Genomic DNA, 26,443 nt, shown 5'->3' with positions numbered 1-26,443 from the left:
GGAGACCGACATGACGGCACCCCATCCTGTCGCTTCGCAGCATGACACCGAGTCCGCCATCTCGCGCGAGGCCTTCCGCGAGGCCATGGCGCAGCTGGCCTCGGCGGTCAACGTGGTCACCACTGCCGGCCCCGGCGGCCGCGCCGGCTTTACCGCCTCGGCCGTGTGCAGCGTGACCGATACGCCCCCCACGCTGCTGGTCTGTCTCAACCAGAGCGCCTCGGCCTGGCCGGCCTTTGCCGATAACGAGGTGCTCTGCGTCAACGTGCTGGGCGGCGACCATGAAGCGGTCTCCAATACCTTCGGCGGCCGCACGCCGATGGACGAACGCTTCGAGGTTGGCGAGTGGTCCTCGGCGGTGACCGGCGCGCCGGTGCTGACCGGCGCGCTGGCCCACTTCGACTGTCGGATCACGCGCCGCGTCAGCGTCGGCACCCACGACGTGCTGTTCTGCGAGATCGTCGCCATGGATCACTGCGAGCGCACCCGCGGCCTGCTCTATTTCGACCGCGGCTACCATCAGCTGCCGCGCCGCAGTGAAGCGGTGCGCGGCCTGGCACAGCGCTGAGGCCTTGCGTCGGCGCCCCCATCGGAGAACAACAATGACCCTCGAGACCTCCCGCAGCGTCGAGCAGGATGGCAAGAGCGAGCTGCACCTCGGCGAGGACCTGCAGCACAGCGCCGCCTTCAACCATGACATCGCCCCGACCCGGATCCGCGAGCGCATCTGGTCACGCTGGAACGTGGCCGCGCTCTGGGTGGGGATGTCGATCTGTGTGCCCACCTATACCCTGGGCGGGGTGCTCACCGCCTACTTCGGGCTCGATGTGGGCGAGGCGCTGCTGACCATCCTGCTGGCCAACGTCATCCTGCTGCTGCCGCTGGCACTCAATGCCTTTCCCGGTACCCGCTACGGCATTCCGTTTCCGGTACTGCTGCGCTCGTCGTTCGGCATTCGCGGCTCCAACCTGCCCTGCCTGATCCGGGCGCTGGTGGGCTGCGGCTGGTTCGGCATCCAGACCATGTTCGGCGGACTCGCCATCCACCTGCTGCTCTCTGCCCTCCTGCCCGGCTGGGCAGGGCTGGGCGGGCTCGGTCAGGTGATCGGCTTCTTCGTGTTTGCCGCGGCCAACCTCTGGGTGGTGATCCGCGGCGCCGAGTCGATCCGCTGGCTCGAAACCCTGTCGGCCCCGCTGCTGCTGCTCGTCGGGGCGGGGCTGATGGTCTGGGCGCTGCCGAACATCTCGGTGGGGGAACTGCTGGCGCGCCCGCCCTCGCGTCCGGCCGAGGACGCCCTCCTCCCCCATCTGCTCTCGGGCCTGACCGCGATGGTCGGCTTCTGGGCCACGCTGTCGCTCAACATCCCCGATTTCAGCCGCTACGCTCGCAGCCAGAAGGACCAGATCGCGGGGCAGATCATCGGGCTGCCGCTGACCATGTTCTTCTTTGCCGCACTGGGGGTGGTGATGACCGCCGCCTCCCCGGCCCTGGTGGGCGAGACCGTCGCCGACCCGGTCAACCTGATCGGCCACATCGACAGCCCCGCCTGGGTCGCCATCGCCATGGTGCTGATCATCATCGCCACGATCTCGACCAACACGGCCTCCAACATCGTCTCGCCCACCAACGACTTCCAGAACCTGGCGCCGAAGCTGATCAACCGTACCGGTGGGGTGCTGCTGACCGGGCTGACCGGCACCGTGCTGATGGGCTGGGACCTGCTGCAGAAGGCGGGCGTGATCACCTCCGGCGTTACCCTGGAGAGCCTGTACTCCAACTGGCTGCTGGGCTATTCGAGCCTGCTGGGGCCGATCGCCGGGATCATGATCGTCGACTACTTCGTGATCCGCCGCCAGCGCCTCGAACTGGCCGACCTCTACCGCACCGACGGCTGCTATCCGACGGTCAACCTGACCGGCATGCTGGCCTTTGCCATTCCGGTGGCGATCATGCTGCTCTCCGCCTTCGGCGGCTTCTGGAACTGGCTGCACGACTATGGCTGGTTCACCGGTTCGACGATGGGGGCGCTGGGCTACTGGCTGATCCACCGGCTGCGCCTGGCCCTGCGCACGGCCAGCCCGGAGCGCTAAGCGGCCTCCTGAGCCGGAGCTGCGGAGCTGTTAGAATGCGCCTCGGCTCATGCAACCGGAGGGACGATGACCACCGAGGCGACCGAATGCCCCTGCGGCAGCGGGCTGGACTACAGCGACTGCTGCGCCCGCTACCATCAGGGCCTGGCAACCCCACCCGATCCGGAGACCCTGATGCGCTCGCGCTACAGCGCCTTCGCGCTCGGCGGACTGGGCGACTATCTGCTGGCCACCTGGGCCCCCGACGCGCCCGGCCGGCCACCGGAGGATGCCGCCATGCTGGACCGGCGCACGGTGGACTGGACCGGCCTGGAGATTCTCGACAGCAGCGTGCACGGCGCCCAGGGGATGGTGGAATTTCGCGCCCACTATCTGGAGCACGATCTCGAACACGAGGGCGGCACCGTCGAGGCGCGGCCGGCGGTGCTGCACGAGCGTGCCCAGTTTCGCCGCAGCCAGGGCCGCTGGCTCTATGTCGATGGCGTCATCGACCCGCCGGCACGTGCCACGGCGGGGCGCAATGCCCCCTGCCCGTGCGGCAGCGGGAAGAAGTACAAGAAGTGCTGCGGGGCATGAAAGGGCCGGCCCGTGGCCGGCTCGGTGGCCCCGGGTGGGGCGCGCTATTCGAACGCCCGATGGTAGGCGTCGAGTGCCGGCGCCCCGCCCAGATGCACGTACAGCACGTTCGACCCCGGCGCGATCTCGCCCGAGCGCGCCATGGCGATCAGCCCGGCCAGTGACTTGCCCTCGTAGACGGGGTCGGTCAGCATCGCTTCCATTTCCGCGCCCATGCGGATCGCGCTGATGGTGGCCTCGTCCGGCAGGCCGTAGTCCGGGCCGGCGAAGCGCGGGTCGATGATGACATCCTCGTCACGAATCTCGGCCGACAGCCCGATCAGATCCGCGGTCTGGCGGGCGATCTTCGTGACCGCTGCCCGGGTCATCGCCTCGTTGCAGGCGGTATCGATGCCGATCAGCCGCCGCGGCCGGTCCTGACCGCGAAAGCCGGCGACCATGCCACCCTGGGTGGAGCCGGTGCAGGTGGCGGTGATCACCGTATCGAAGAACAGCTCATGCTCGGCTTCCTGGCGCACCACCTCATCGGCAAAGTTGGCATAGCCCAGCCCGCCCAGGCGGTGATCCGAGGCGCCGGCCGGGATCGCATAGGGCTTGCCGCCCTCGCGCCGGACCTCCTCCAGCGCCCGCTGCCAGGTCTCCTTGAGCTCGGTGGAGTAGCCTTCGCCCTCCAGCACGGTGGTCGCGCCCATCAGCCGCGACAGCAGGATATTGCCGACCTGCTCGTAGGCCGGATCGTCCCACTTCGTCCACTCCTCCTGCACCAGCCGGCACTTCATGCCCAGCGCCGCGGCAACGGCCGCCACCTGGCGGGTATGGTTGGACTGGATGTTGCCGATCGACACCAGCGTATCGCAGCCCTGGGCGATCGCATCGGCGGCCAGCCACTCCAGCTTGCGCACCTTGTTGCCGCCGAAGGCCAGCCCCGAGGAGACATCGTCGCGCTTGGCCCAGAGATTGATCCCGAGCGCCTTCGACAGTCGCTTGAGGGGATGCACGGGAGAGGGAAAGAAGCCCAGCGGCGTACGGGAAAAACGCGCTTCGAGGTCTAGAGTCATGGTGGGGTGTCCTGAAATCGGGAGTCTTGTTGTCATCCGGCACCGAACCGGTATCGCACCCCTTCAGCATATCGAAGCCCTGGCGAAAGGTGCTTTTTGATTCCCGTCCCGATTGACACGATCCTCCATCACAGCGTTCGATTGACGCAGAAATGACGCCGCACGACCCGAACAACAAAAGGATCATTACATGGACAACGAACAGCCCCCCGTCTGGCCCGAGCTGGACGCCCATGATCGCCGCATCCTGCGGGCCCTGCAGGACAACGGCCGCCTGAGCAACGCCGACCTCGCCCGCCGGGTGGGGCTGAGCGCCTCGGCCTGCTGGCAGCACACGAAGCGTCTGTTCGAGCGCGGGGTGATCCGGGGCGTGCGGGCGATGATCGAACCCCGCGCCGTGCAGCGCGAAACCGCCGTGCTGGTCGGCGTGGTGCTCGACCGCTCGACACGGGACAGCTTCGAGCGCTTCGCCGAAGCCGCCGGCGCCCTGCCCCAGGTGCTGGAGTGCTGGCTGGTGGCCGGCGACGTGGATTACTTCATGAAGGTGCGGGTGCGCGACCTGCCGGCCTTCAACCGCTTTCACAGCGAGAAGATCGTGGCACTGCCGGGGGTGCGTCAGGTGCGCACCTTCTTCGTGCTCGACGAGATCAAGACCGATGGCGCCCTGCCGCTGTGACAGTGCTCCCGGCTCTGAAAATCGGCCCTGCGCGACAGCACGATCATGAGGTGCCCCGGGAATCCTGTGCCGGAGCGCCCTCATGGTTAAAAACCCGATCGCATATGAATTCTTTTTCTTATTACTCAATGTAAGGTTGCGTTACGCTGTCGCTCATCGCTGCCATGCGCGGCCCCATTGATTCGGAGAATGACATGTCACTGGCCTCTATCCTGACCCGTACCCTGGCCATTACCGCCCTGAGCATCGGCACGCTGGGCGCTGCCGGCCTGGCTCAGGCTGACACGCTGAAGGTCGGCATGTCGGGCAAGTATTACCCCTTCACCTTTGTCGATCACAATCAGCTCAAGGGCTTCGAAGTCGATGTCATGAAGGCCATCGGTGAACAGACCGGCGATGACATCAGATTCGTGACCGCCAGCTTTTCGGGTCTGGCCGGCATGCTCGATTCCGGTCGTATCGATACCATCGCCAATCAGATCACCATCACCCCGGAGCGCAAGGCCAAATACGCCTTCACTCAACCCTACGTCTACGATGGTGCTCAGGTGGTGGTGCGCAAGGGCAACGATGAGATTCATGGCGTCAGGGATCTCAAGGGCAAGACGGTGGCCGTCAACCTGGGGTCCAATTACGAGCAGTTGCTCAACGAACTGCCGTATGCCGATCAGATCAACATCAAGACCTATGATTCCAATATCGAGCAGGATGTGGCGCTGGGACGCGCCGATGCCTTCGTGATGGACCGGGTCAGCGCCACGCAGGTGATCAAGGACAAGCCCCTGCCACTGCAGCTTGCCGGCCAGCCGTTCTCGAAGATCGAAAACGCCCTGCCCTTCCGCGATGACGAACAGGGCCGTGCGCTGCGCGATCGCGTCAACCAGGCCCTGACGACGCTGCGCGAGAACGGCACACTGAGCCGGATCTCCGAAAAATGGTTCGGTAGCGATATCACCAGCGCCCCCGAAGAGAGCGAGCAGCCAGCGACCGCCAGCCAGTCCTGACGCTGTCGATCAAGCCATACCGGAACGCGAGCCCTGAGCGCTCGCGTTCTGTCAGCCGGGTTTGCAGGTATGCACGCACTTGATTTCGATTACATGGCAGGGCTGGTGCCCATCCTGCTGGGCTACCTGCCGCTGACGCTGGGCATGGCCGCAGCGGGCATGATCTGCGCGCTGCTCCTGTCCTGTCTGCTGGCCGTGATCCGGGTTTCGCGGGTGCCGGGCCTCAACGGCGCCGCCCTGCTGTTCATCTCGTTCTTTCGTGGCACGCCGCTGCTGGTGCAGCTGTTTCTGTTCTATTACGGTCTGCCACAGATCTTCTCCTTTCTGGTCTCGATCAATGGCATTACCGCCACCATCATGGGCCTGACCCTGCACTTCTCGGCCTACATGGCGGAGTCGATCCGCGCGGCCATCATCGGCATCGACCGCAGCCAGACCGAGGCGGCGCTGTCGATCGGCATGACCCGCGCCCAGCTGATGCGTCGCATCATCCTGCCCCAGGCGACCCGGGTCGCGACGCCGACGCTGATGAACTACTTCATCGACATGATCAAATCGACCTCGCTGGCCTTTACCCTCGGCGTCACCGAACTGATGGGCGCCACCCAGAAGGAAGCGGCCGGCAGCTTTCTCTACTTCGAAGCCTTTCTGGTGGTCGCCGTGATCTACTGGGTGATCGTGGAGGCCCTCTCGTGGCTGCAGAAGTGGCTGGAGCAACGACTCAACCGGGCGTATCAGCGATGATTGCACTCTCCGGACTCACCAAGCGGTTCGGTGATCACACCGTGCTTGATCACATCGATCTTGAACTCGAGCGTGGCGAAATCATCGTCGTGATCGGCCCTTCCGGCACCGGCAAGTCGACCCTGCTGCGCTGTATCAACTTCCTCGAGACGCCGGATGCCGGGCAGCTGACGGTCGGCGAGCTGAGCTTCGATGTCACGCGCGCCACGAAGCGCGACATCCTCGCCCTGCGCCGGCGGACCGCCTTCGTGTTCCAGAACTACGCCCTGTTCGCCCACCGGACGGCGCTGGAGAACATCGCCGAATCCATGATCGTGGTGCAGGGCATGGCGAAGGCCGAGGCCCATCGCCGCGCCCGCGCCATCCTCGAACGCATCGGCCTGGCCGATCGGGCGGACGCCTTCCCGGCGGCCCTCTCCGGCGGCCAGCAGCAGCGGGTCGGCATCGGCCGGGCCATGGCCACCGGCGCCGAAGTCATCCTGTTCGACGAACCCACCTCGGCGCTCGATCCGGAATGGGTCGAGGAAGTGCTGACGCTGATGAAACAGCTCGCCACCGAGCGCCAGACCATGATCGTGGTCAGCCACGAAATGCAGTTCGCCCGTGACGTCGCCGACCGGGTGGTGTTCATGGACGGCGGCCGCCTCATCGAGCAGGCCCCGCCACACGAGCTGTTCACCCGCCCCCGGGACGAGCGTACCCGTACCTTTCTGCGCAAGGTTCTGGCCAGCGCGCCACAGCCCGAGTCCTGAAACGCGGGCGGGTCAGGCCTGCATATCAGGCCTGGCGCATGAGCTCGCGGTATTTCAGCTGATCGGCGTGCAGCTCGTGGTAGACCCGATACTTGGCCGCATGGAAACGCCGGCGGGCCGGATTCGGCGCGAGCCGGCGATCGGTGCCGCTCATCGCGGCCGCGGCCTCGCGCAGGCTCGGATAATCGCCACAGGCCGTTGCCGCCAGCATGGCCCCGCCCAGCAGCACGGTCTCCGGCTCGGCCGGCAGCTCGATGGGCAGCCCGGTGGCATCCGCCATCTCCTGCAGCCAGCGCTCGTTCTTCAGTGCCCCGCCGCACAGGCGCAGCCGCTCGATGGCATGGCCGTGGGCGTTGAGGGCCTCGATGATGTGCCGGGTGCCATAGGCGATCGCCTGCAGGGTGGCGAGATAGCGCACCGCCAGCGCATCGATGTCCTCGTTGAGATCGAGCCCGCTGTACATGCCGCGCAGCGAGGCGTCCGCCCGAGGTGACCGGTTGCCATGATGATAATCCAGCAGATGCACCTCGGCGGTGAGCTCGCCGTGCTCGTGCTCGAGCTCGGCCAGCCGGCGGTTGAGCAGTTCGAAGTGACTGATGCCGGCGGTGTCGGCAGCCGCCTTCAGGGCATCGCAGGCCGCGCTGTCGGTGATGACATGGTCGATCAGGGCCCCGACCGCGCTCTGGCCGCCCTCGTTGATCCAGCCATCGGGCAGCACCGCCCCCCAGTAGGGGCCCCAGACCCCGGGCACGAAGCAGGGCTCGCGGGAAAAGGCGATGTGACACGCCGAGGTGCCGGCAATCACGGCCAGCGACCCCTCCGGGTCCTCGCCCAGCATCCCGAGCGCGCCGGCGTGGGCGTCGATCAGCCCGGTCGCGACCACCACCTCGCCGGAGAGGCCCATCGCCTCGGCTGCCGCGGCCGACAGGGTACCGGCCCGGGAGCCGACCGCCCGGATCGCCCCCTGCATGGCCGGCTTCTCCAGCAGCGCCTCGAGCCCCAGCCGGGCGAGCAGATCCTCCGGCCAGCGCCCCTCGTGGGCGAGATAGAGCCACTTGCACACCTGGGTGCAGACGCTGCGCCCGGGTTCCCCCACCTGCGGCCCCTCGAGATCGCCGATGGCCCGCGCCACCATGAAGTCGGCCAGATCGAGATAGAGCGCCGCATGCGCGAACTGATCCGGACGGTGACGCTTCAGCCACAGCAGCTTGGGCAGCTCCAGCTCGGGGCTGACCTGCCCGCCGATGTACTTCAGCGCCTCGTGGCCGGTGGCGGTGATCTCCTCGGCCTCGGCGGTCGCCCGGTGATCCATCCACATCACGATGTTGTGATCCGCCTCCTCGCTCGGCGAGACCGACACCGGCCGGCCATCCGCCCCCAGCGCCACCAGCGAGCAGGTGGCATCAAAGCCCAGGGCGGCAATCTCGCCCGGCGCCACCGCCGCGCGCTCGACCGCCTCGCGTACCGCCGCGACGCACTGCTGCCAGATGTTGTCACTGGACTGCTCGACGAACTCGGCCCGTGGCCGGTACTGCTCGATCGGCCGGGCCGCCTGCGCCAGGCAGTGCCCGCGCGTGTCGAAGACTCCGGCACGCACACTCGCCGATCCCACATCGACGCCCACATGGTAGCGCGGCATCTGCTGCCTCCCTGTCCGTAAAAGCTGTCCGTAGAAACCGTCTTTGAAAGCTGTCCGTGGATGCGGCCCGCGAATGGCCTGCGGCCCGGCTCTACCCTGGCGCCGGTCGCGGCCCGGCGCCAGCCCGGGGCCCTACGACTTTGGTCTTTCACGCCAAAGACGAATTGCCGAAAACCGCCGACGGCGTCTGAATAGCAAATGACAACGATAACATTTGTCAGGACATGCTCATGTCCGGCTGATGAGCGGCCAACCCAATGCCGGCACCGGCTTCGAGCTCGATGCCATCGCCGCCGTGGTGCTCGGGGGCGCAGCCATTGCCGGCGGGCGCGGCGCGATCCTCGGCACCCTGGTGGGCGCCATGCTGCTGGCCATTCTCAACAACGGCCTCAACCTGCTGGGGGTGTCGCCCTATCTGCAGGACGTGGTCAAGGGCGCCATCATCCTGCTGGCGATCTATATCGGGCGCGGCCGCAACACCTGAGCCCGCCTCTCTGACACTGGAGCCTTCCAATGACCTCAACCACAGCACAAGCTTCCGAAGACACCATGCAGGCCGTGGTCTGCCACGGCCCCGAGGACTACCGGCTCGAACAGGTGAGCCGGCCACGCGCCGCCGCCGGCGAGGTGATCCTGAAGATCGGCGCCTGCGGCATCTGTGCCAGCGACGTCAAATGCCGGGGCGGGGCGGAGATGTTCTGGGGCGGCGACTCCCAGCCCGCCTGGGTGCAGGCGCCGGTGGTGGCCGGGCACGAGTTCTTCGGCGAGGTGGTCGAGATGGGCCCGGGGGCCGAGGCGCACTTCGACGTGCGCGTCGGCGACCGCGCGATTGCCGAGCAGATCGTGCCCTGCGGCAAGTGCCGCTACTGCGACAGCGGCCACTACTGGATGTGCGAGGTGCACAACATCCTCGGCTTTCAGCGCGAGGTGGCCGAGGGCGGCATGGCGGAGTACATGCGCATTCCCGCGAAGGCGCGGCTGCACCGCATTCCACAGGCCCTCTCGCTGGCCCAGTGCGCCTTCATCGAGCCGCTGGCCTGCGGCATTCATGCCGTCAATCGCGGCGATATCCAGCTCGATGATACGGTGGTGATTGCCGGCGCCGGCCCGATCGGCCTGGCGATGGTGCAGGTCGCCCGGCTCAAGACGCCGAAGCAGCTGATCGTCATCGACATGCTCGATGAACGCCTCGAACTGGCCCGACGCTATGGCGCCGACGTGGTGCTCAACCCCGCGCGCGACGACGTGGCGAAGGAGGTGCGCGGGCTGACCGGCGGCTACGGCTGCGATGTCTACATCGAGGCCACCGGCTCGCCCACCGGGGTGCGTCAGGGGCTCGAGATCATCCGCAAGCTGGGGCGCTTCGTGGAGTTCAGCGTGTTCGGCAAGGAGACCAGCGTCGACTGGTCGATCATCGGCGATCGCAAGGAGCTCGACGTGCGCGGCGCGCACCTCTCGCCGCATACCTTCCCGGTGGCGATCGACCTGATGGCACGCGGGCTGGTGACCACCGACGGCATCGTCACCCACGAGCTGCCACTTTCAGAGTTCGAGGAGGGCTTTCGCATGGCGACCGCCGCCGAATCCATCAAGGTGCTACTGATTCCATGAGCGAGCTGACCCACTACCCCTCACTCAACGGCCGCTGCTACGTGGTCACCGGCGCCACCAGCGGCATTGGTGACGCCACCGCACGCGCCCTGATCGACCAGGGCGCGCGCGTGGTGGCGCTGGGCCGCAATGCCGAGGCGCTGGCCCGGCTGGCCGAATACGGCTGCGAGACGCACCCGCTCGACATCACCGACAGCGAACAGCTGGAAGAGATGATTGGCAGCCTCGGCGTGGTGGATGGCCTGATCAACAGCGCCGGTATTACCCACGTGGAATCGGCGCTGACCCTGCCCGCCGAGCGCATCGACGCCGTCTTCCAGGCCAACGCCCGCGCCGCAGCCATTGCCGCACGCAGCGTGGCACGCCACATGATCGAGGCCGGCCGGGCCGGCAGCATCGTCAATGTCTCCAGCCAGGCCTCGCTGGTCGGGCTGGACGATCATCTCGCCTACAGCGCTTCCAAGGCGGCGATGGACGCCATCACCCGGGCGCTCTGCCTGGAGCTCGGCCCGGCCGGCATCCGGGTCAACAGCGTCAACCCGACCGTTACAATGACGCCGATGGCCGAAAAGGTGTGGTCGGCGCCGGAGCAGCGCGACCCGATGCTCGCCGCGATTCCGCTGGGGCGCTTTGCCGAGATGGCGGATGTGGTCACCCCAATCCTGTTTCTGCTCAGCGACGACGCCGCGATGATCAGCGGGGTGTGTCTGCCGATCGATGGGGGGTATACGGCGAGGTAGCTTCTGCCCTGCCCTTCGGGGCAGGGGGTTCATGGCAGCAGCAAGGTTGTCTGGTAGTAGCCGGCCTGTGAAGCCCTATTCATAATGGCTCCAGAGCCGCAGCACTTTCATCACTCGCTCATCCTCAAGCACCTGGTACACCGATCTCCATGTCACCAGTCCAGCTCTCCCTCGCATCCCTCGATGGAGGTGTTCATCCCCCACGTATGGATTCGCGCATGCCGGGTACGGAAAGCAGGTAAAACGTCTCCTGAATGGCGGACCAGTCTTCTTCCGACACCAGCACCGCTTTATTGCGCTTGCCCATGATGACAATCGGCTGGTGGGACTCGGCGGTCTCATCGAGCAACCTGTAAAGGTTGTTGCGTGCCTCGGTAACCGTAATGCCAGTCATGATGTACCTCTATCTAGTGCCGGACGGCGCGGGTCTCATTTAATCGACGCGCCAGCTTTCCAGATAGTGGCCTGAGGATAAAATCTGCCCAACGCCAAGGTTTCCAGATTATGACGCCGAGTGCTATAAGCCCATATAAAATCCAGACAGGTATATTCGCCAGGATATGAGCCAGCAATTTCAATATATCGCCCTTGATCCCCATTTTTCCCAAGCGGCTTGCTAATTTGAACTTTGAAGGCATGCCGGTTTTGTTGAGCAGCTTTAGCCCCTTCTGACCATAAGTGGCTGCCACTCGAATGGACTCCTTGCCCAGCCGATCAATATTGCCAGTGGCTTTTATTGCCATTTTTCCACCCAGCATGAAAATGGGGAGGCTGTCCTTGCCTAAAGCCTTGGCAAAACTCGCCATGCCATGTAGCGACACTGCATCACGAGTATGACTCAATAGCTCGATGCCGCCTCGAGTCTTGGCAAGCACTGCGAGATCGCCGAACAAACCTCGAATGGCAGCCATGTTGCCAGCAATCCTGGCTTTTCCAGCGCTTCTGACCAGGGCCTTGCCCAGCCAGGGAGGCTGCTTGCCCATCCTCCGGGCGATCTTGAGCATGGAAATGCCAATTTTGGCCGATGATGTAGCGACGATCGATGGCGCTGCTGCCCCGGCCGTGCCAATGGTGGCTGCACCCGCGACCAATTGACCAAGACCTATAGCAACGCCTGTACCAGCCAGTGTAGTAACGGCTTTGTCAACGGGCTCTCCTTTAACCCAATGCCAGCCTTGTTGCGAGAGATCCCGAAGGTCCCCAAATAGGAAGAAATCTGACGTGACACTGGCTGCCTGACCAATGGTTTCGTCGCTGCTCCCCGTGAAAAGCCCCTCTGCTAGCTTGCTGGCTTGATAAGCATAGCTGCTTCGATGAGACTCTATATCTTCTAGCAGTGCCCGGGCTTCCGGATCTTGAGCGACATAATCAAACTCCATGAAAAAGCCCAGATACTCATTCGCTTCTGCATAATGGCCTGCTGCTATCAGCTCTTTTGTCTCTGGCAGTGGATCAACCCGTTCCAATGCCAGAATTGTGAGACTGTTTTTTTGCCAGACCACTCCGGCTGAGACTAAAGCCAGTAAAAGCAAGATCAGTTTGCCGAGCAACCTGAACATTTTGCCACACCTCTTATTTAAAATTAACCTAATAAATATCAGCAACCACTGCCCGGTCTTTAATCAATCGGATTGGAGCCAGCCTGTTTGAAGCAAGCTTTCGGGCAATACATGAGAGCCGATTTTTTCAAACAGAACCCAGGAATTTCTCAGGCACCTTGCGGTAGGCACATGATACTCAGCCACGCTACCGCCCCTACCTGTACATGGGAGGCTGGTCGGCTGCCTTCCATGCGGTAGTCCCTGCGTGCACTGTATTGACCTAGCCCGTCTTAAGTAGTTTTTACTTAAAGTAACCAAGCGTTACTTCGAGAGCAACGCCCACCAAGGCATGAGATGCATCAACCACTATCGGGTGATGGCGGTCGATGCCTTCCAGCGCCATGCTGATCGGCTTCGGCGTGAGTAGCGCGGAGAAGCCCCAGCCTGTAGCAGGCGCTGTCTGAGAGCTGACTTGTCAGAAAGCCGGTACTTCGATGTGGGAAAACCACGAAGCTACGTGATGGGCTGCTTGTGAAGGTGATAGGATGTATTTGTGATGCATTTAGGACGCATCAAGGCGTCCAGGAGAGTGCCATGAGTACGGAAGCCCTGCGTGAGACTCCCGAACCGAGTGCCTACCGGGCGCCGGAGAGCTTTGATCGATTCGTCGAGGATCTCAGGATAGCGGCGCGTCCCGGTGGTCAACCCATCATCAGTCCGCGCCTGTTCGCCAGCGCCCTCAGCATGGACATCCAGGTGCTGGCCAGCCGAGCTCATGTTCATCGCACGACCATTGCTCGCGCGGCGGGTGCTGAAAAGCTTCAGGCCTTTCTGCGCGACGCCATTCGCATACTGGCAGCAGCGACCGACATCAACGGTAATTTCCACGATGCCCTGTTCTGGTTTCGCAACGAGCCTATCAGCACCTTTGATTACCAGACTGCGGAGCAGTTGGTCAGCGATGGCCGCAGCGAAGATCTGCTGCGCTACATTCGAGCCCTGCAGGCCGGGGTTGTAGGGTGATCGAGCTTTCGCATTTCGCCTCGGTGGCCTATCGCGTCCACGACCCCAAATGGTCGTTCATTCCAACGAGCGGTGCGGGCGCAGGCGAACATGGCGGCCGATTGAACAGGATAGGGTTATCAGCACTCTATCTAGCGCTCGATGAAGCCACCGCCATTGCGGAATACAAGCAGCTGTCCGCGCTCATGCCGCCGGGCCTGATCGTGAGCTATGAGGTAAAGGTCACCAACCTGGTGGACTTCCGGGAGGGCTTCAGCAGTGGATGGGATCCGCTGTGGCAGGAACTCTACTGCGACTGGCGGCGAATCTGGTTCAATCAGCGGGTTGAGCCCCCCTCCTGGCTCATTGGAGACATGATTCTGGAGGCGGGCGACAAGGGCGTTCTCTTTCCTTCCCTGGCGAGGCCCGAGGGCACAAACCTGGTGCTTTTCACGGAGGCTCTGACCGACCAGGACAGACTGGCTGCCTACGATCCCCACGGCCAGCTACCGCGCGACTCCAGCTCCTGGACATAGGCTCCCTGAAAGGGAAAGTACCAATGGTAAAAGAGCTGCTCCCTCACTGATGGTTGTTGCCGAGTATCCCGTTTAAAACCGGCTTACCAGCCTTGTCAGCAAGAATCAGGTCACCACGGTGGCAGCTATCGACCGGGCGGGGCTTACGCCTCGCTCACGAAGCCCCACACAACCGCGCCCACTCGGTGGTGGGCGCGGTGCACAACATGATGACGCAGGTATCAGCCTTCGACGTTCGCCGCCCGCCAGGCGTGCAGCTTTTGATAGCTGGTGATCAGCCGCTGATGGCGGTCGATGCCTTCCAGTTCCATGCTGGTCGGCGTGAGGCCGTAAAAGCGCACGTCGCCGTTCACCGAGCCGACGGCAGCATTGATCTTCTCCTCGCCGAACATGCGCACGAGGTTGCGGTGGTAGTCCTCGAACGCCAGCTCGTCATCGATGGCGATCTCGAGCACCGCCGTGAGCGCCTGATAGAAGAGGCCGCGGTCGCGGGTGTTGTCGTTGAACTGGAGAAACATCCGCGTGCGGTCGAGCGCATCCTCGTACTGGCCGAGCGCCAAGCTGATCAGGAGCTTCAGCTCGGCAATCGTCAGCTCGGACCAGACGGTATTGTCGTCGAACTCGATGCCGATCAGCGTGACGATCTTCATCTGCTCGTCGAGTTCGCTCTGCTCCAGCCGCTCCAGCAGTTCGGCCAGCCGGTCATCGTCGAGTGCGTGGAGGTTGAGGATGTCCTCGCGGTAGTGGAGCGCCATGTTGGTGTTGTCCCACACCAGATCATCCACCGGATACACTTCGGAGTAGCCCGGCACCAGGATGCGGCAGACCGGCGCGCCCAGATCCTCATGGATCGCGACATACGCCTCCAGCCCGTCCTCCTTGAGGATCGCGAACAGCTGCTCGGCCTCGGCGTGGGTATCGCCGGAGAAGTCCCAGTCGCAGAACGCGATATCCGCGCGGGCGCTGAAAAAGCGCCAGGAGACCACGCCGGAGGAGTCGATGAAGTGCTCGACAAAGTTGTTCGGTTCGGTCACCGCCTGCGAATTGAAGGTCGGCTGGGGCAGATCATCCATGCCCTCGAAGCTGCGGCCCTGCAAGAGTTCGGTGAGGCTGCGCTCGATCGCCACCGAGAGGCTCGGGTGGGCGCCGAAGGAGGCGAACACGCCGCCGGTGCGCGGGTTCATCAGCGTTACGCAGGCGACCGGGTAGCGCTCGCCGAGGGAGGCATCCTTCACCAGTACCGGGAAGCCCTGGGCTTCCAGCGCCTCGATGCCTTCCCTGATGCCGGGATAGCGCGCGAGCACCTCGTCAGGCACATCCGGCAGCGCCAGTTCCTGCTCGATGATGCGGCGCTTCACCGCCCGCTCGAAGATCTCGGAGAGGCACTGCACCTGCGCCTCGGCAATGGTATTGCCCGCGCTCATGCCGTTGCTGAGATAGAGATTCTCGATCAGGTTGGAGGGGAACCAGACCGTCTCCCCATCCGAGTGGCGGGTGAACGGCAGCGCGACGATGCCCCGATCACTTCGCCCGGAGTTGGTGTCGATCAGGTGCGAGGCGCGCAGCTCGCCGTCCGGGTCGAAGATGGCGCGGCAGTAGTCATCGAGCAGCCCCTCGGGCAGGGTGTCATCCGGCCCCGGCTGAAACCAGCGCTCATGGGGGTAATGCACGAAGTCGCTGGCGGCGATCTCGGGGCCGAAGAACTGATCGTTGTAGAAGAAGTTGCAGGAGAGCCGCTCGATGAACTCGCCCAGCGCCGAGCAGAGTGCCGCTTCCTTCGACGCGCCCTTGCCGTTGGTGAAGCACATCGGTGAGGCGGCATCGCGGATGTGCAGCGACCAGACATTCGGCACGCTATTGCGCCAGGAGGCGATCTCGATCTTCATGCCGAGGCGCTCGAGGATGCCGGTCATGTTGGCGATGGTCTGCTCCAGCGGCAGATCCTTGCCCTCGATCCAGGTGCTCTCCCCTTCGACCGTGCCGCCCATCAGCAGTGCCTGGGCGTCTTCGTCGATGTTCTCGACCACCTCGATCCGAAACTCGGGGTTGTTCTGGATCACCCGCTTGACCGAGCAGCGCTCGATGGAGCGCAGGATGCCGGTGCGGTCCTTCTCGGAGAGATCGCTCGGCAGCTCGACCTGGATGCGGAAAATCTGGTTGTAGCGGTTGTCCGGATCGACGATGTTGTTCTGCGAGAGCCGGATGTGCTCGGTCGGGATATCGCGGGCGTTGCAGTACACGCGCACGAAGTGCCCCGCGCACAGCACCGTGGAGGCCAGAAAGTAATCGAACGGCCCGGGCGCGGAGCCATCGCCCTTGTAGCGGATCGGCTGATCGGTGATGACGGTGAAGTCGTCGAACTTCGCCTCCTGACGGAGGTTGTCGAGATAGTTGACCTTGATTTCCATGAGCACAAACCGGATGGGTGGCGGGGGTCGCGGGGTGCGAATTGCCCGCCATTATCCGGATTCGGGAGGGGGTCTGTCTCGGGTTCTCCCTGAAAACGCCTGGCGCTTCTTGAGAAGGGGCGAGCTATAGCAGCAGCTCGCCGCGTACCGTCAGGGTGTGCGGCGCCGCATGGGCATCACGAATCTGTTCGAGCAGCAGCTCCACCGCCTGGCGGCCGGCGTGGTAGCCGTCATGCACCACGCAGGGCACCGTGATATCGAAGATATCGAGATAGGGCAGCCGGTCGATGCCGATCACGCCCAGCGAGTCGCGGTCGATCCCGCGCGAGCGCAGCGCCTTGAGGGCCCCCAGCGTGATCAGCTGATTGAGCCCGAAGATGGCGCGGGGAGCGCCGAAGTGATCAAGATACTCCCCCACCTGCTCGAAGGCCGGCTCGAAGGTGTAATCGCCCCACAGCACATCGACCGTGATGTCACTGCCGTGGCGGGCCAGCGCCTCGCGTACCCCGGCCAGCCGCTGTCTCGAGATCAGCGAGTGCTCGGGGCCGGCCGCCACCAGCAGCCGCCCGCCGGCCTCGCGCCGGTGGAAGACCTCATCGAGCAGATGGCGGGCCACCCGCTCCCCGGCCCAGAGATTGTCGAGCACCACCGCGCTGAAGCCACTACCATGCAGGGTGCGATCCAGCTGCACGACGGCGGCGTCACTGGCCTGCAGCCGGCTGATGTATGCCGGCTGGTAGTCCGGCTCGTCGGAAACCGGCGAGAGAATGATGCCCGCCGCCTGATAGCTCAGCAGGGTCTCGATCGCAGTCTCCTCCAGCCAGGCCTCGCCATCGGTATCGAACAGCATGATGGCGTAGTCGTGGCGTTTGGCGTGGCGCGAGATGGCCTTGATCATCTCGGCGTAGAAGGGGTTGTCCAGGCTCGCGGTGACCACGCCGATCAGCCGGCTGTCGCTGCGCTTGAGGCCCCGGGCGAAGGCATTGGGCACATAGCCCAGCTCCAGCGCGGCCTGGCGGATGCGCTCACGGGTTGCCGGTTTGACCATTTCCGGCCGGTTGAGCGCCCGGGAGACCGTGATATTGGTCAATCCGACGTGGCGAGCCACGTCTGCAATGGTTACTTTTCTGTGGCCGGCCATCAACGTTCGCATTTTGACAGTGCAATGCTGCGATAATGCCGGTCATATCGAACACTCACCAGTCCGGAGCGACACAATAAAACGATTCGCTCCACGATCACCCCGTACAAGGAGTTGGCTTGGATCACCCTACCGGCAATCTGCAGAAAGTCATTACGATCGCCGCCCGTCTGGGCTATGCCGCCAAGGGCGTCGTCTACATCCTGATCGGCGGGCTGGCGTTCATGGCCGCGGTCGGTCTGGGCGGACAGCGCGGCGGCGCCTCGGATGCCCTGCGAGAGCTCGCCCTCAAGCCCTTCGGCAGCTACATGCTGGGTGTGCTGGCAGCCGGGCTGCTGGCCTACACCGCCTGGCGCATCATCCAGGCCGTGTTCGATGCCGAACACAAGGGCGGCGGTTTCAAGGGACTGTGCGTGCGCGGCGGTTTCGTGATCAGCGGCCTGATCTACGGCGCCCTGGCGGTGCACAGCCTGAGCCTGCTGCTGACCAGCAGCAGTGGCGGCGGTTCGACCCAGAGTCGTACCGCCATGCTGATGAGCCATCCCGGTGGCCTGGTGGCGGTCTTCGTCATCGGCGTCATCTTCGGCTTTGTCGGCCTGCGCCAGTGGTGGCGGGCCTGGAAGCAGAGCTATCGCAAGAACTGGCACACCCGGGAAATGCCCGCGCATCAGCTGCACGTCGCCGATCTCATTGCCCGCTGGGGGCTGACGGCGCGCGGCTTCGTGTTCCTGATCATGTCGGGCTTCATCTGTCTGGCCGCCTGGAATACCCGGCCCAGTCAGGCCCGCGGCCTGGGCGGCGCGCTGGAGACGCTGGCCGAGCAGCCCTTCGGCCCCTGGCTTTTGAGTGTGGTGGCGCTGGGGCTGGTGGCCTACGGCATCTACTGCTTCGTCAATGCGCGCTATCGCATCGTCGATGCCTGAGCCGGAGCCATACTCATGGCGCTGCTGAACTGCCGTTTCCGTTCCGACGTACTGGACATGGAGACCACGCTCACGGCACTCGTGCCGGAGCATGCCGAACGTCCCTCACCGGTGCTCTATCTGCTGCACGGTCTCTCCGACGATGACAGCAGCTGGCTGCGCCGAACCGCGATCGAGCGCTACGCCGAGCCCTATGGGCTGGCCGTGATCATGCCGCGAGTGGAGCGCAGCTACTACACCGACATGGCCCGCGGCCCGGCCTGGTATCGCTTTCTGAGCGAGGAGCTGCCGGCCGTCAGTGCGCGGCTCTTCCCCATCTCGCAGCGCCGCGAGGAGACCTTCGTGGCCGGCGTGTCAATGGGCGGTTACGGCGCCTTCAAGTGGGCGCTGCGCGAGCCCGGGCGCTTCGCGGCCGCCGCCAGCCTCTCCGGCTCGCTGGATATCGTGGCGGTGGGCGAGCGCGAGGCGCCGCCACCGGAGTATCCGTGGATCTTCGAGCATGCCCCCGCCGGCGGCGAGGACGATCTGCTGGCGCTGCTCGCGCACTATCGCCAGCCGCAGCCCTGTCAGCCGGCCCTGTTCCAGTGGTGCGGCAGCGAGGACTACCTGCTCGAGGCCAATCGCCGCTTTCGTGATGCCTGCCGGGATACGGCGCTGACGCTGGATTACGGCGAGGGCGCCGGCGATCATCAGTGGCGCTACTGGGACCGCCAGATCCAGCGGGTGATCTGCTGGCTGCCGCTGGAACGCCCCCGGGCCACACCTCCGACATGACAACGCCCGGCCGAAGCCGGGCGCTGAATCACTGAAGGCAAGGCCCCTATCAGGCGGTGGCCAGCTTGCCGGTCTGCTGCTCCAGCTCTTCGCTGTCCATCAGCCGCAGCGTGACCGGCACCGACTTGGCGGCCAGGGTACCGCTGCGTCGGTCGCGGTTGGCGATCGGGATCAGCCCGTTGGTTTCCGGATAGTACGCCCCCAGGCAGCCCTGCGGGATATCGTAGGCGATGATTCTGAAGCCGGCCGCCCGCCGCTCGATGCCATCCTGGCTGACGGTGATGAACTCGATCATGTTGCCGGCCTCGAAGCCGTGCTTCTCGATATCCTGCGGGTTCATCATCACCACCATGCGCTCGCCGTAGATGTCGCGATAGCGATCATCATAGGAATAGACCGTGGTGTTGAACTGATCATGGCCGCGGGTGGTCAGCAGCTGGAAGTGATCATCCCCGGGGCGGCTCTCGTCCTCCTTCAGCTCATCACCGGGAAAGAGGAAGTTGGCCCGTCCGGTGTCGGTGTGCCAGATCCGCTCGCGCGCCGGAATATACAGATGGAAGGTGCCCTCTTCCTCCAGCCGGCGGTTGTAATTGGCAAAGGTATCCGGCTGGGTGGCCTCGATCCTGTCGCGAATGCGCGCGTAATCCTCGCAGAGCCACGCCCAGTCGACCTTCGGATGCACCGGCAGGGTCGCCTGCGCCAGCCCGGCAATGATGGCCACCTCGGACTTCAGCTGCGGTGAGGCCGGCTCGAGATCCCCCTTCGAAGCGTGGATGTTGCACATGCCGTCTTCCATGGTCAGCGCCTGATCGACGCCGGCCTGCACATCGCGCTCGGTCCGGGCCTTCGTCGGCAGGATGTACGCGGCCCGACCGTGCAGCAGATGGCTGCGATTGAGCTTGGTGGAGATCTGCACCGTCAGATCGAGATTGGCCACGTGCGGTGCAGTACGCTCATCATCGGCAATCGCCCGGAAGAAATTGCCCCCCAGGCCGAGAAACGCCCGTACCTCGTCACGCTGCACCGCCTCGGTGGTCAGGGAAACATCACGGCCGTGCTCCCGCGGACAGTGAATGCCGAACACCTCATCCATCTTCGCCAGAAACGGCTCGCCGGATTCATGAAAGACGCCCACGGTGCGATCGCCCTGCACGTTGGAGTGCCCGCGTACCGGGCAGGGGCCGGCGCCGGTGCGCCCGATGTGGCCACCCAGCAGCAGCAGGTTGACGATCTGCTGCACGTTGTCGCCGCCATTGATGTGCTGGGTAATGCCCATCCCCCAGCAGCAGATCACCCGTTCGGCGGCCATCCAGGTATTGGCGGCTTCCTGCAGGGCGTTGCGGGTCAGCCCGCTGTAACTTTCGATGGTCTCCCAGGAGAGCGACCGGCAGTGTTCGGCGAAGGCCTCGAAACCGTGGGTGTGCGCTTCGATGAAATCGGCATCGATCACCCGCCGACCGCCGCTTTCGCGGGCCAGATCATCGGCGGCCAGAATCGCCTTGCAGATCCCCTGGATGGCGGCCATGTCGCCACCGATACGCACCTGATGGTACTGCGAGCTGATCGGCTCGCTGCCATTGGTGAGCATGTCGCTCGGCGACTGCGGATTGGCAAACTTCACCAGCGCCTTCTCGCGCAACGGATTGAAGGTCACCACGGCCGCACCGCGCTTGCGCGCTTCATAGAGCTCGCCCATCATCCGCGGGCTGTTGGTGCCGGTATTCTGCCCGAAGATGAAGATCGCATCGGCGTGCTCGAAATCATCCAGGGTAGTGGTCGCCTTGCCAACCCCGATGCTTTCCGGCAGTGCCCTGGAGGTCGTTTCATGGCACATGTTGGAGCAGTCGGGGAAGTTGCTGGTGCCATACATGCGCCCGAACAGCTGCCACAGAAAGGCCGACTCGTTCGAGGCCCGTCCCGAGGTATAGAGATCGACATCCCAGGGATCGAGCTTGCTGAGGGTTTCACCGATCTCGCGGAACGCCGTCTCCCACTCCACCGGGTCATACTTGTCGGTGGTGGCGTTGTACCGCATGGGATGGGTCAGCCGGCCCTGTTTCTCCAGCGCATGATCCGACCACTCCCTGAGCTCGGTCACCGTGTGCTTTCTGAAGAACTCCGGCGTGGTCCGCGCCGTGGTCGCCTCCCAGGCCACTGCCTTGGCGCCGTTTTCGCAGAACTCGGCGGGGCCAGGGTTGGCCGGGTCCGGCCAGGCACAGCTCGGGCACTTGAAGCCGCCCGGCTTGTTCATCTTCAGCATCAGCTTGTTGCCCTGCCAGGGCACATGCTCACGCAGAAAGTGGGTTTCGGTCGCCTTGACCGAAGGCCAGCCGCCACCGGGTCCGGCCCGCTCGCTCTGCTCTCCGTGCAGATCACTGTCACTGAGCTTCGACATGAAGGGCTCCTTGGCTTGTCGGTTCGATCACTTCATCCATCTTCGGGCGCCGATGCCGGTCACTGTACCGGCCACTTGGCACGCGCGGGCAGGAGTACTGAATTCAAGCTTAGCAAATGGCGGGCCCCTTCAAGGGCAATCGAGCGGATTGAGCAGGGCAATGGCGCCCGCCGGCCAACCGGGATACGGCGCTTCAGTCGAGCGCGCAAACTGCAAAGCCCTGACGCGGGAAGTGAACTCGCACCACGCCGATGGTCTCGTCGTGGCGAGCCAGGGTCATGCTCTCCGGCCCGACATGAATCAGTTCGCCCGTCACCGGCTCGGTGCCGTAGTCGGTGGCGGCCATCGCGACCCGGCGCCCCGCCGCCAGCTCGAGCGTGCAATCGAAGTCGCCTGGCAGCGGCTGCCACTGCCGGCAGCCGGCCGCGACCGTCAGCGCTTCCTGCGCCGGCATTTCCTGCGGCCTGCCGTGGCCGAAGGCGGCCATGCGCTCGTACCAGTCCAGCAGCCGCGGATGGCCGTCAAGCTCGCTGGCGCCAGCGGGGTTGTGGCGGAGATACCAGATCGGGTGATAGAGCGCGAAATCGGCCAGCGTCGGGGCCACGCCGAGCATGAAGGGCGCCGCCGTCAGCTGCGCTTCCAGCAGCGCCAGCGTGGGCTTCAGCACCTGTCGGGAGAAGGCCTCATCGGGCCGCCCGGTACTACCGCTGGCAAAAAGCTCGGCCCGATCCTGCTGAAAGCGGGCCACGAACGCCTCCCCCAGCCGCTCGACCAGTGCCTGCCGCCCGGCCGGTCGCAACAGCAGCGGTACGGCGGCCAGAAAGAGCTGACGATCGGCGAGCTGCTCCAGCGCGGCAATGCTGGCCAGCTGGGCCGGGGGCAGCAGCGTCGGGCTCGGCTGCCGCCGCTCCAGCGTACGCGCGATCAGCGCCGTGTCGCAGTAGATGTCCCGCCCGAGCTGCATCACCGGTGTACGCCGGTAACCGCCGGTCAGCGGCACGAGTGCCGGTTTGGGCATGATTCGCGGCACCTGCACCGAGCCCCAGGTCAGCTGCTTGTAACCCATCAGCAGGCGGATCTTCTCGGAGAAGGGCGAGGCATCGAAGTGGTGCAGGATCGGCAGGGTCATGGGCAGGCTCCGGTGAGCGCTGCGTCGGGCTCAGCCGGCGTAGCGCGCTTCAAGATGGCGCCGGTAGTAGCCGGCATCAAGCGGCTCGCCGGTTGCCCGGCGGATCAGCTCGGGGGTATCGAAACGGCTGCCCTGCTGCCAGACATGCGTTTTCAGCCAGTCGAACAGCCCGCCCGGGTCGCCGGCGGCGATTTGCTCGTCGAGCCCGGGCTGCGCACGCCGCGCAGCCGCCATCAGCTGGGCGGCCAGCATCGCGCCGAGACTGTAGGTCGGAAAGTAGCCGAAGGCGCCGTCGGTCCAGTGGATGTCCTGCATCGGACCGTCGCGGTAGTTGCCCCGGGTGTCAAGGCCGAGATAGTGCTGCATCTTCTCGTCCCACAGCGCCGGGATGTCATCGACCTCGATGGCGCCCTCGATCAGCGAGCGCTCGATCTCGTAGCGCAGCAGGATATGCGCCGGATAGGAGACCTCGTCGGCATCGACCCGGATCAGCCCCGGCTCGACGTGCTGGGCCAGCCGCACCAGGTTGTCGGCCTCGAAGCCGGCGCGCGCACCGAAGTGCTCGACCAGCTGCGGGGCGAGCTGGCGCAGGAAGGCCTCGCTGCGCCCGAGCTGCATCTCGAAGGTCAGGCTCTGCGATTCGTGGACGCCCATCGAGCGTGCCCGGCCGAGCGGCTGGCCGCGCCACGCCTGCGGCAGGTTCTGTTCGTAGCGGGCGTGACCGGTCTCGTGAATGATGCCCATCAGCGCGCCCAGACACTCATCCTCGCGGTAGCGGGTGGTCAGGCGCACATCCTCGGGCACGCCCCCGCAGAACGGATGCAGGCTGACATCCAGCCGGCCGTGATCGAAGTCGAAGCCCAGCCGGGTCATGGTCGCCACGCCCAGCCGGCGCTGCGCCTCGCGATCGAACGGCCCCTCGGGGGTACGCACCGGATGCGCGCGCTGGCGCTCGACCACCCGCGTGAGCAGCTCCGGCAGCCAGCCGCGCAGGTCATCGAAGAGCCGGTCGAGCTCGGCCACACCCAGGCCCGGCTCGAACTTGTTCAGCAGCGCCTCGTAGCGGCCGGTACCGGTGGCCTCGGCGCGAATGGCGGCCTCCTCGCGGGAGAGGCTGACCACCTCGCGCAGATTGGCGGCAAATCCTGCCCAGTCGTTCTCGGGGCGCTGCCGCCGCCACGCCTGCTCGCAGCGCGCACCGGCCAGCGAGCGGGCCTCCACCAGCCGCTCCGGCAGCACCACGGCGTCATGCCAGGCCCGCTGCATCTCGCGCAGGTTGGCGTGCTGCGTGTCATCCAGCGACTCGGTGGCGGCCTGCGCCAGCCACTCGCCGACCTCTGGCGCGGTCAGCGTGTGGTGCATCAGCACCTCCAGCTCCGCCATGGCCTCGGCCCGGGCCTCGCTGCCACCTTCCGGCATCATGGTGAGCTGGTCCCAGCCGGCCATGGCGCCGAGATGTTCATAGCGGGAGAGACGTTGAAAGAGATCCGTCAGCTGCTGATAGGCACTCATGACACGGTGTTCCGAAAACGGGAGGGAAAGGAGCGCCGACCCGTGGGGCCGGCGCAAGGTGACAGCAATCGATTCAGCCCAGCGTCAGTGCGCCACCGGCCAGCGCAATGACGCCACCCAGGGTCCGGCTGATGCGATCGTCGCGCCGGGCCAGCCAGCCGCCGAGCAGCCGGCCTGTCAGGGTGATGGCCACGCTCGAGGCGAGAAAGCCGAGCGCGTAGTAGAGCGCCGAGGCGTTCGGAGCCAGCTCGCTGCCGTGGGCGTGACCGTGCAGCAGGATGAAGGCGAACACCAGCCCCGCCCCCGCAACGCTCGGCAGACGCACCATGGCGGCAATCATCAGACCGGCCAGCAGCACGCTCATGGCGATGCCGAACTCGACGCCCAGCAGCGGTACACCGGCCCAGGCCATGCCGGCGCCGGCCAGCATGCCCAGCGCCACCAGCAGCGGCATCCAGCGGCGCAGCCGGTCGCTCTGGCGCGCGCTCCAGAGTCCGATGGCGCCCATCGCCAGCAGGTGATCGAGCCCGGTCAGCGGGTGCAGCAGCCCGGCCATCAGGCCGCCGCCATGGGTATGCGGCAGCAGCGCGGGGTGGGCCAGCGCCGGAGAGGCCATGGCCATGCCGAACAGGGCCAGCAGGGCGGTGGTCGTTGTGGTATACGGGCGCATGAAAGGTCCTTGTGATTGGAGTGGGTTGAGCCTTGGCGGACATGCCGGTCCCTCGACACTCTACTGCATCCGCTCCTCGCCCTGCACGACCGATCCCGCCGCCATGAGCACAGGGCGCCATTGCGTGTCGGCCGGGGCGGACTACGCTCAGGATAGCAAGACACATTCCTGCACGGCCCGCACGGGCCCGACCGAATCGGGTGCTCACATGGATCGCGAACGCTTCGATGATGACAGACCCCGCCGCCCCCGCTACGGGCGCTGGCTGGTGGCCGGTACGGCTGCCTGGATGGCGTGGACCTCCTGGCAGAAACACCAGGCGCTGCGTGCGCGCCGCTCGGACAGCCTCACCCCGACCGCGCCGGAGCTCTCCCACAGCGCCCTGGTCAACGACCTGGTGATGCGCTGGGAGGCGCATGGCGACAGCGACGGCGACGAGCTGCCGGTCATCATGATTCATGGCATCCCCACCGGCCCGCGCCTGTGGCGCCACGTGATCCCGCATCTGGTGAACGGCGGCAGCCGCTGCCTCGCCTGGGAGATGGTGGGCTACGGCTGGTCGATCGACGAGGGGCTGGGCCGTGATATCTCCATCCCGGCCCAGGCCGATTACCTGGCCGCCTGGCTGCAGTCGCAGGGCATCGAGCGCGCCATCTTCGTCGGCCATGACGTCGGCGGTGGCGTGGTGCAGGCACTGCTGGCCGCGCACCCCGAGTACTGTGCCGGTGCCGTGCTGGTCGATTCGGTGGCCTTCGACAACTGGCCGGTGCCGGCGATGCAGTGGGGGCAGCGCTTCAACCGGCTGGTGGCGACCACGCCCCCGGCGCTGCTGCGCCCCGGTTTCATGCACTGCCTGGCCAAATACGGCCATGCCGACGAGCAGCGGGGGCAGGACGCGGCGCTGCTGCACTGGTCACCCTACAACCAGGCCACCGGCCCGGCCGGACTCGCCAACCAGCTGCGCCATCTGGATGCCCGCGACACCCTGGCCGTGGCCGATCGCCTGAGCACCACCCCCGACTGCCCCATCGGGCTGATCTGGGGCGAGCACGACCTGCTCGACATCGCCGCCGGCGAGCGGCTGGGCCAGCTGCTCGGTGCCGCTCCGGTGCGCCGCATTCCCGACGGCTATCACTTCACCCCGGAGGATCATCCCGAAATCATTGCCGACGAGATCAACGGCATCCGCCAGCGGGCCCTGACACCCCCCGAAGAGTAAACAAGCCGGCGACGGCCGCCTGCGGTGGCCGTTCGCGCCTTGCCGGACGACACGATGGCCGGGCAGCATCAGGCCCGGGCAGGCGCTCCCGCCCCGACGATTACCCGGTCGTATTCGCGCTCGAACAGCGTGACGAACTCCCGGGCCAGCTGCGAAAGCGGCTGCTCGCGTGGGGTGAGCAGGCAGAAGTCGGTCTCCAGCCCGCCGGCCAGCGGTCGCTGCACCACCCCGGCACCGGCCCGACTGTTCCTCGACGACCATCAGCCACGGTAACCGGCCCCTGCGACCCTCCCCTGAACCGGC

The 26,443-nt window shown here is 65.4% G+C and carries 25 protein-coding genes and 1 pseudogene; 15 read left to right on the top strand and 11 right to left on the bottom strand.

The features are described 5' to 3' along the window. The first annotated feature begins 10 nt into the window (after positions 1-10). From C7446_RS02025 to C7446_RS02015, 3 genes are all read left to right on the top strand, one after another. Positions 11-568 carry a flavin reductase gene (locus tag C7446_RS02025; protein ID WP_121170768.1) on the top strand — a complete coding sequence of 186 codons (558 nt, stop codon included), beginning with the start codon at positions 11-13 and terminating at the stop codon, positions 566-568. Between the two features lie 34 nt (positions 569-602). Further along, positions 603-2,090 (top strand): NCS1 family nucleobase:cation symporter-1, encoded by a 1,488-nt coding sequence (locus tag C7446_RS02020; protein ID WP_121170766.1) that lies wholly within the window; start codon positions 603-605, stop codon positions 2,088-2,090. Positions 2,091-2,156: 66 nt separating this feature from the next. Next, positions 2,157-2,666: a YchJ family protein gene (locus C7446_RS02015; RefSeq protein ID WP_121170764.1), complete on the top strand. Its 510-nt coding sequence runs from the start codon at positions 2,157-2,159 to the stop codon at positions 2,664-2,666. 44 nt (positions 2,667-2,710) lie between these two features. On the opposite strand, the gene C7446_RS02010 is transcribed toward C7446_RS02015, so the two are convergent. Next, positions 2,711-3,724, bottom strand: coding sequence for a 1-aminocyclopropane-1-carboxylate deaminase (locus tag C7446_RS02010; protein ID WP_121170763.1), 1,014 nt, complete (start codon positions 3,722-3,724; stop codon positions 2,711-2,713). 190 nt (positions 3,725-3,914) lie between these two features. Here C7446_RS02010 and C7446_RS02005 point away from each other — a divergent pair, with 190 nt between their 5' ends. The 4 genes from C7446_RS02005 (at position 3,915) to C7446_RS01990 (ending at position 6,900) form a co-directional block, all read left to right on the top strand. After that, positions 3,915-4,400: an Lrp/AsnC family transcriptional regulator gene (locus C7446_RS02005; RefSeq protein WP_121170761.1), complete on the top strand. Its 486-nt coding sequence runs from the start codon at positions 3,915-3,917 to the stop codon at positions 4,398-4,400. Between the two features lie 194 nt (positions 4,401-4,594). Next, positions 4,595-5,404, top strand: coding sequence for an amino acid ABC transporter substrate-binding protein (locus C7446_RS02000; RefSeq protein ID WP_121171020.1), 810 nt, complete (start codon positions 4,595-4,597; stop codon positions 5,402-5,404). 69 nt (positions 5,405-5,473) lie between these two features. After that, positions 5,474-6,148, top strand: a complete 675-nt coding sequence (locus tag C7446_RS01995; protein ID WP_121170759.1) for an amino acid ABC transporter permease — start codon at positions 5,474-5,476, stop codon at positions 6,146-6,148. Beyond that, positions 6,145-6,900 (top strand): amino acid ABC transporter ATP-binding protein, encoded by a 756-nt coding sequence (locus C7446_RS01990; protein ID WP_121170757.1) that lies wholly within the window; start codon positions 6,145-6,147, stop codon positions 6,898-6,900. Before C7446_RS01995 ends, C7446_RS01990 begins: the two co-directional genes overlap by 4 nt. Before the next feature lie 25 nt (positions 6,901-6,925). On the opposite strand, the gene C7446_RS01985 is transcribed toward C7446_RS01990, so the two are convergent. Then, positions 6,926-8,539, bottom strand: a complete 1,614-nt coding sequence (locus tag C7446_RS01985; protein ID WP_121170755.1) for an FGGY-family carbohydrate kinase — start codon at positions 8,537-8,539, stop codon at positions 6,926-6,928. 235 nt (positions 8,540-8,774) lie between these two features. Here C7446_RS01985 and C7446_RS01980 point away from each other — a divergent pair. The 3 genes and pseudogenes from C7446_RS01980 to C7446_RS01970 all read left to right on the top strand — a co-directional run. Further along, positions 8,775-9,023: pseudogene (locus tag C7446_RS01980) on the top strand (ABC transporter permease subunit); the annotation flags it as partial. 29 nt (positions 9,024-9,052) lie between these two features. Then, positions 9,053-10,150 carry a zinc-binding dehydrogenase gene (locus C7446_RS01975; protein ID WP_121170753.1) on the top strand — a complete coding sequence of 366 codons (1,098 nt, stop codon included), beginning with the start codon at positions 9,053-9,055 and terminating at the stop codon, positions 10,148-10,150. Further along, on the top strand, positions 10,147-10,890 hold the full coding sequence (locus C7446_RS01970; RefSeq protein WP_121170751.1) for an SDR family oxidoreductase: 744 nt from the start codon (positions 10,147-10,149) through the stop codon (positions 10,888-10,890). The genes C7446_RS01975 and C7446_RS01970 overlap by 4 nt, the downstream gene beginning before the upstream one ends. Positions 10,891-11,083: 193 nt before the next feature. Here C7446_RS01970 and C7446_RS01960 read toward each other — a convergent pair whose 3' ends face one another. Further along, the gene (locus C7446_RS01960) at positions 11,084-11,284 is read right to left on the bottom strand and encodes a type II toxin-antitoxin system Phd/YefM family antitoxin (RefSeq protein WP_425454095.1); all 201 of its coding nucleotides are present in this window, start codon (positions 11,282-11,284) and stop codon (positions 11,084-11,086) included. A gap of 13 nt (positions 11,285-11,297) precedes the next feature. Continuing rightward, entirely contained in the window at positions 11,298-12,449 is a 1,152-nt protein-coding gene (locus C7446_RS01955; protein ID WP_211327821.1) for a hypothetical protein, read from the bottom strand. Positions 12,450-13,025: 576 nt separating this feature from the next. Here C7446_RS01955 and C7446_RS01950 point away from each other — a divergent pair. Together C7446_RS01950 and C7446_RS01945 are read left to right on the top strand one after the other, a co-directional pair. Further along, the gene (locus C7446_RS01950; protein ID WP_121170749.1) at positions 13,026-13,454 is read left to right on the top strand and encodes a DUF2384 domain-containing protein; all 429 of its coding nucleotides are present in this window, start codon (positions 13,026-13,028) and stop codon (positions 13,452-13,454) included. Beyond that, entirely contained in the window at positions 13,451-13,969 is a 519-nt protein-coding gene (locus C7446_RS01945; protein WP_121170747.1) for an RES family NAD+ phosphorylase, read from the top strand. The genes C7446_RS01950 and C7446_RS01945 overlap by 4 nt, the downstream gene beginning before the upstream one ends. 221 nt (positions 13,970-14,190) lie before the next feature. On the opposite strand, the gene C7446_RS01940 is transcribed toward C7446_RS01945, so the two are convergent. After that, entirely contained in the window at positions 14,191-16,377 is a 2,187-nt protein-coding gene (locus tag C7446_RS01940) for an OsmC domain/YcaO domain-containing protein (RefSeq protein ID WP_121170745.1), read from the bottom strand. A 124-nt stretch (positions 16,378-16,501) separates the two neighbouring features. Beyond that, the gene (locus C7446_RS01935; RefSeq protein WP_245977603.1) at positions 16,502-17,485 is read right to left on the bottom strand and encodes a LacI family DNA-binding transcriptional regulator; all 984 of its coding nucleotides are present in this window, start codon (positions 17,483-17,485) and stop codon (positions 16,502-16,504) included. A gap of 152 nt (positions 17,486-17,637) precedes the next feature. On the opposite strand from C7446_RS01935, the gene C7446_RS01930 reads away from it, so the two are divergent. After that, positions 17,638-18,441 (top strand): DUF1206 domain-containing protein, encoded by an 804-nt coding sequence (locus C7446_RS01930; RefSeq protein WP_245977602.1) that lies wholly within the window; start codon positions 17,638-17,640, stop codon positions 18,439-18,441. Between the two features lie 15 nt (positions 18,442-18,456). Next, complete coding sequence (locus C7446_RS01925; RefSeq protein ID WP_121170741.1) at positions 18,457-19,215, top strand: alpha/beta hydrolase; 759 nt, start codon at positions 18,457-18,459, stop codon at positions 19,213-19,215. Positions 19,216-19,264: 49 nt separating this feature from the next. Here the strand turns inward: C7446_RS01925 and C7446_RS01920 are convergent, their stop codons facing one another. The 4 genes from C7446_RS01920 to C7446_RS01905 all read right to left on the bottom strand — a co-directional run bounded on the left by C7446_RS01920 (position 19,265) and on the right by C7446_RS01905 (position 24,921). Next, positions 19,265-21,610, bottom strand: coding sequence for an FdhF/YdeP family oxidoreductase (locus C7446_RS01920; RefSeq protein WP_121170739.1), 2,346 nt, complete (start codon positions 21,608-21,610; stop codon positions 19,265-19,267). Between the two features lie 193 nt (positions 21,611-21,803). Further along, a complete protein-coding gene (locus tag C7446_RS01915; protein ID WP_121170737.1) occupies positions 21,804-22,739 on the bottom strand; it encodes a glutathione S-transferase family protein in 936 nt (311 codons plus the stop codon). 30 nt (positions 22,740-22,769) lie between these two features. Then, positions 22,770-24,251 carry a carboxypeptidase M32 gene (locus C7446_RS01910; RefSeq protein ID WP_121170735.1) on the bottom strand — a complete coding sequence of 494 codons (1,482 nt, stop codon included), beginning with the start codon at positions 24,249-24,251 and terminating at the stop codon, positions 22,770-22,772. A gap of 73 nt (positions 24,252-24,324) precedes the next feature. Continuing rightward, a complete protein-coding gene (locus tag C7446_RS01905; RefSeq protein ID WP_121170733.1) occupies positions 24,325-24,921 on the bottom strand; it encodes a HupE/UreJ family protein in 597 nt (198 codons plus the stop codon). 208 nt (positions 24,922-25,129) lie between these two features. Between C7446_RS01905 and C7446_RS01900 the strand changes: the two genes are divergently transcribed. Next, positions 25,130-26,140 carry an alpha/beta fold hydrolase gene (locus C7446_RS01900; protein WP_170149973.1) on the top strand — a complete coding sequence of 337 codons (1,011 nt, stop codon included), beginning with the start codon at positions 25,130-25,132 and terminating at the stop codon, positions 26,138-26,140. Positions 26,141-26,208: 68 nt separating this feature from the next. Here C7446_RS01900 and C7446_RS16410 read toward each other — a convergent pair whose 3' ends face one another. After that, on the bottom strand, positions 26,209-26,364 hold the full coding sequence (locus C7446_RS16410; protein ID WP_170149972.1) for a hypothetical protein: 156 nt from the start codon (positions 26,362-26,364) through the stop codon (positions 26,209-26,211). Positions 26,365-26,443 lie beyond the last annotated feature (79 nt).

Source organism: Kushneria sinocarnis (genome assembly GCF_003633775.1).
Lineage (GTDB): Bacteria > Pseudomonadota > Gammaproteobacteria > Pseudomonadales > Halomonadaceae > Kushneria > Kushneria sinocarnis.
This window is presented reverse-complemented; position numbering and strand designations above follow the sequence as displayed.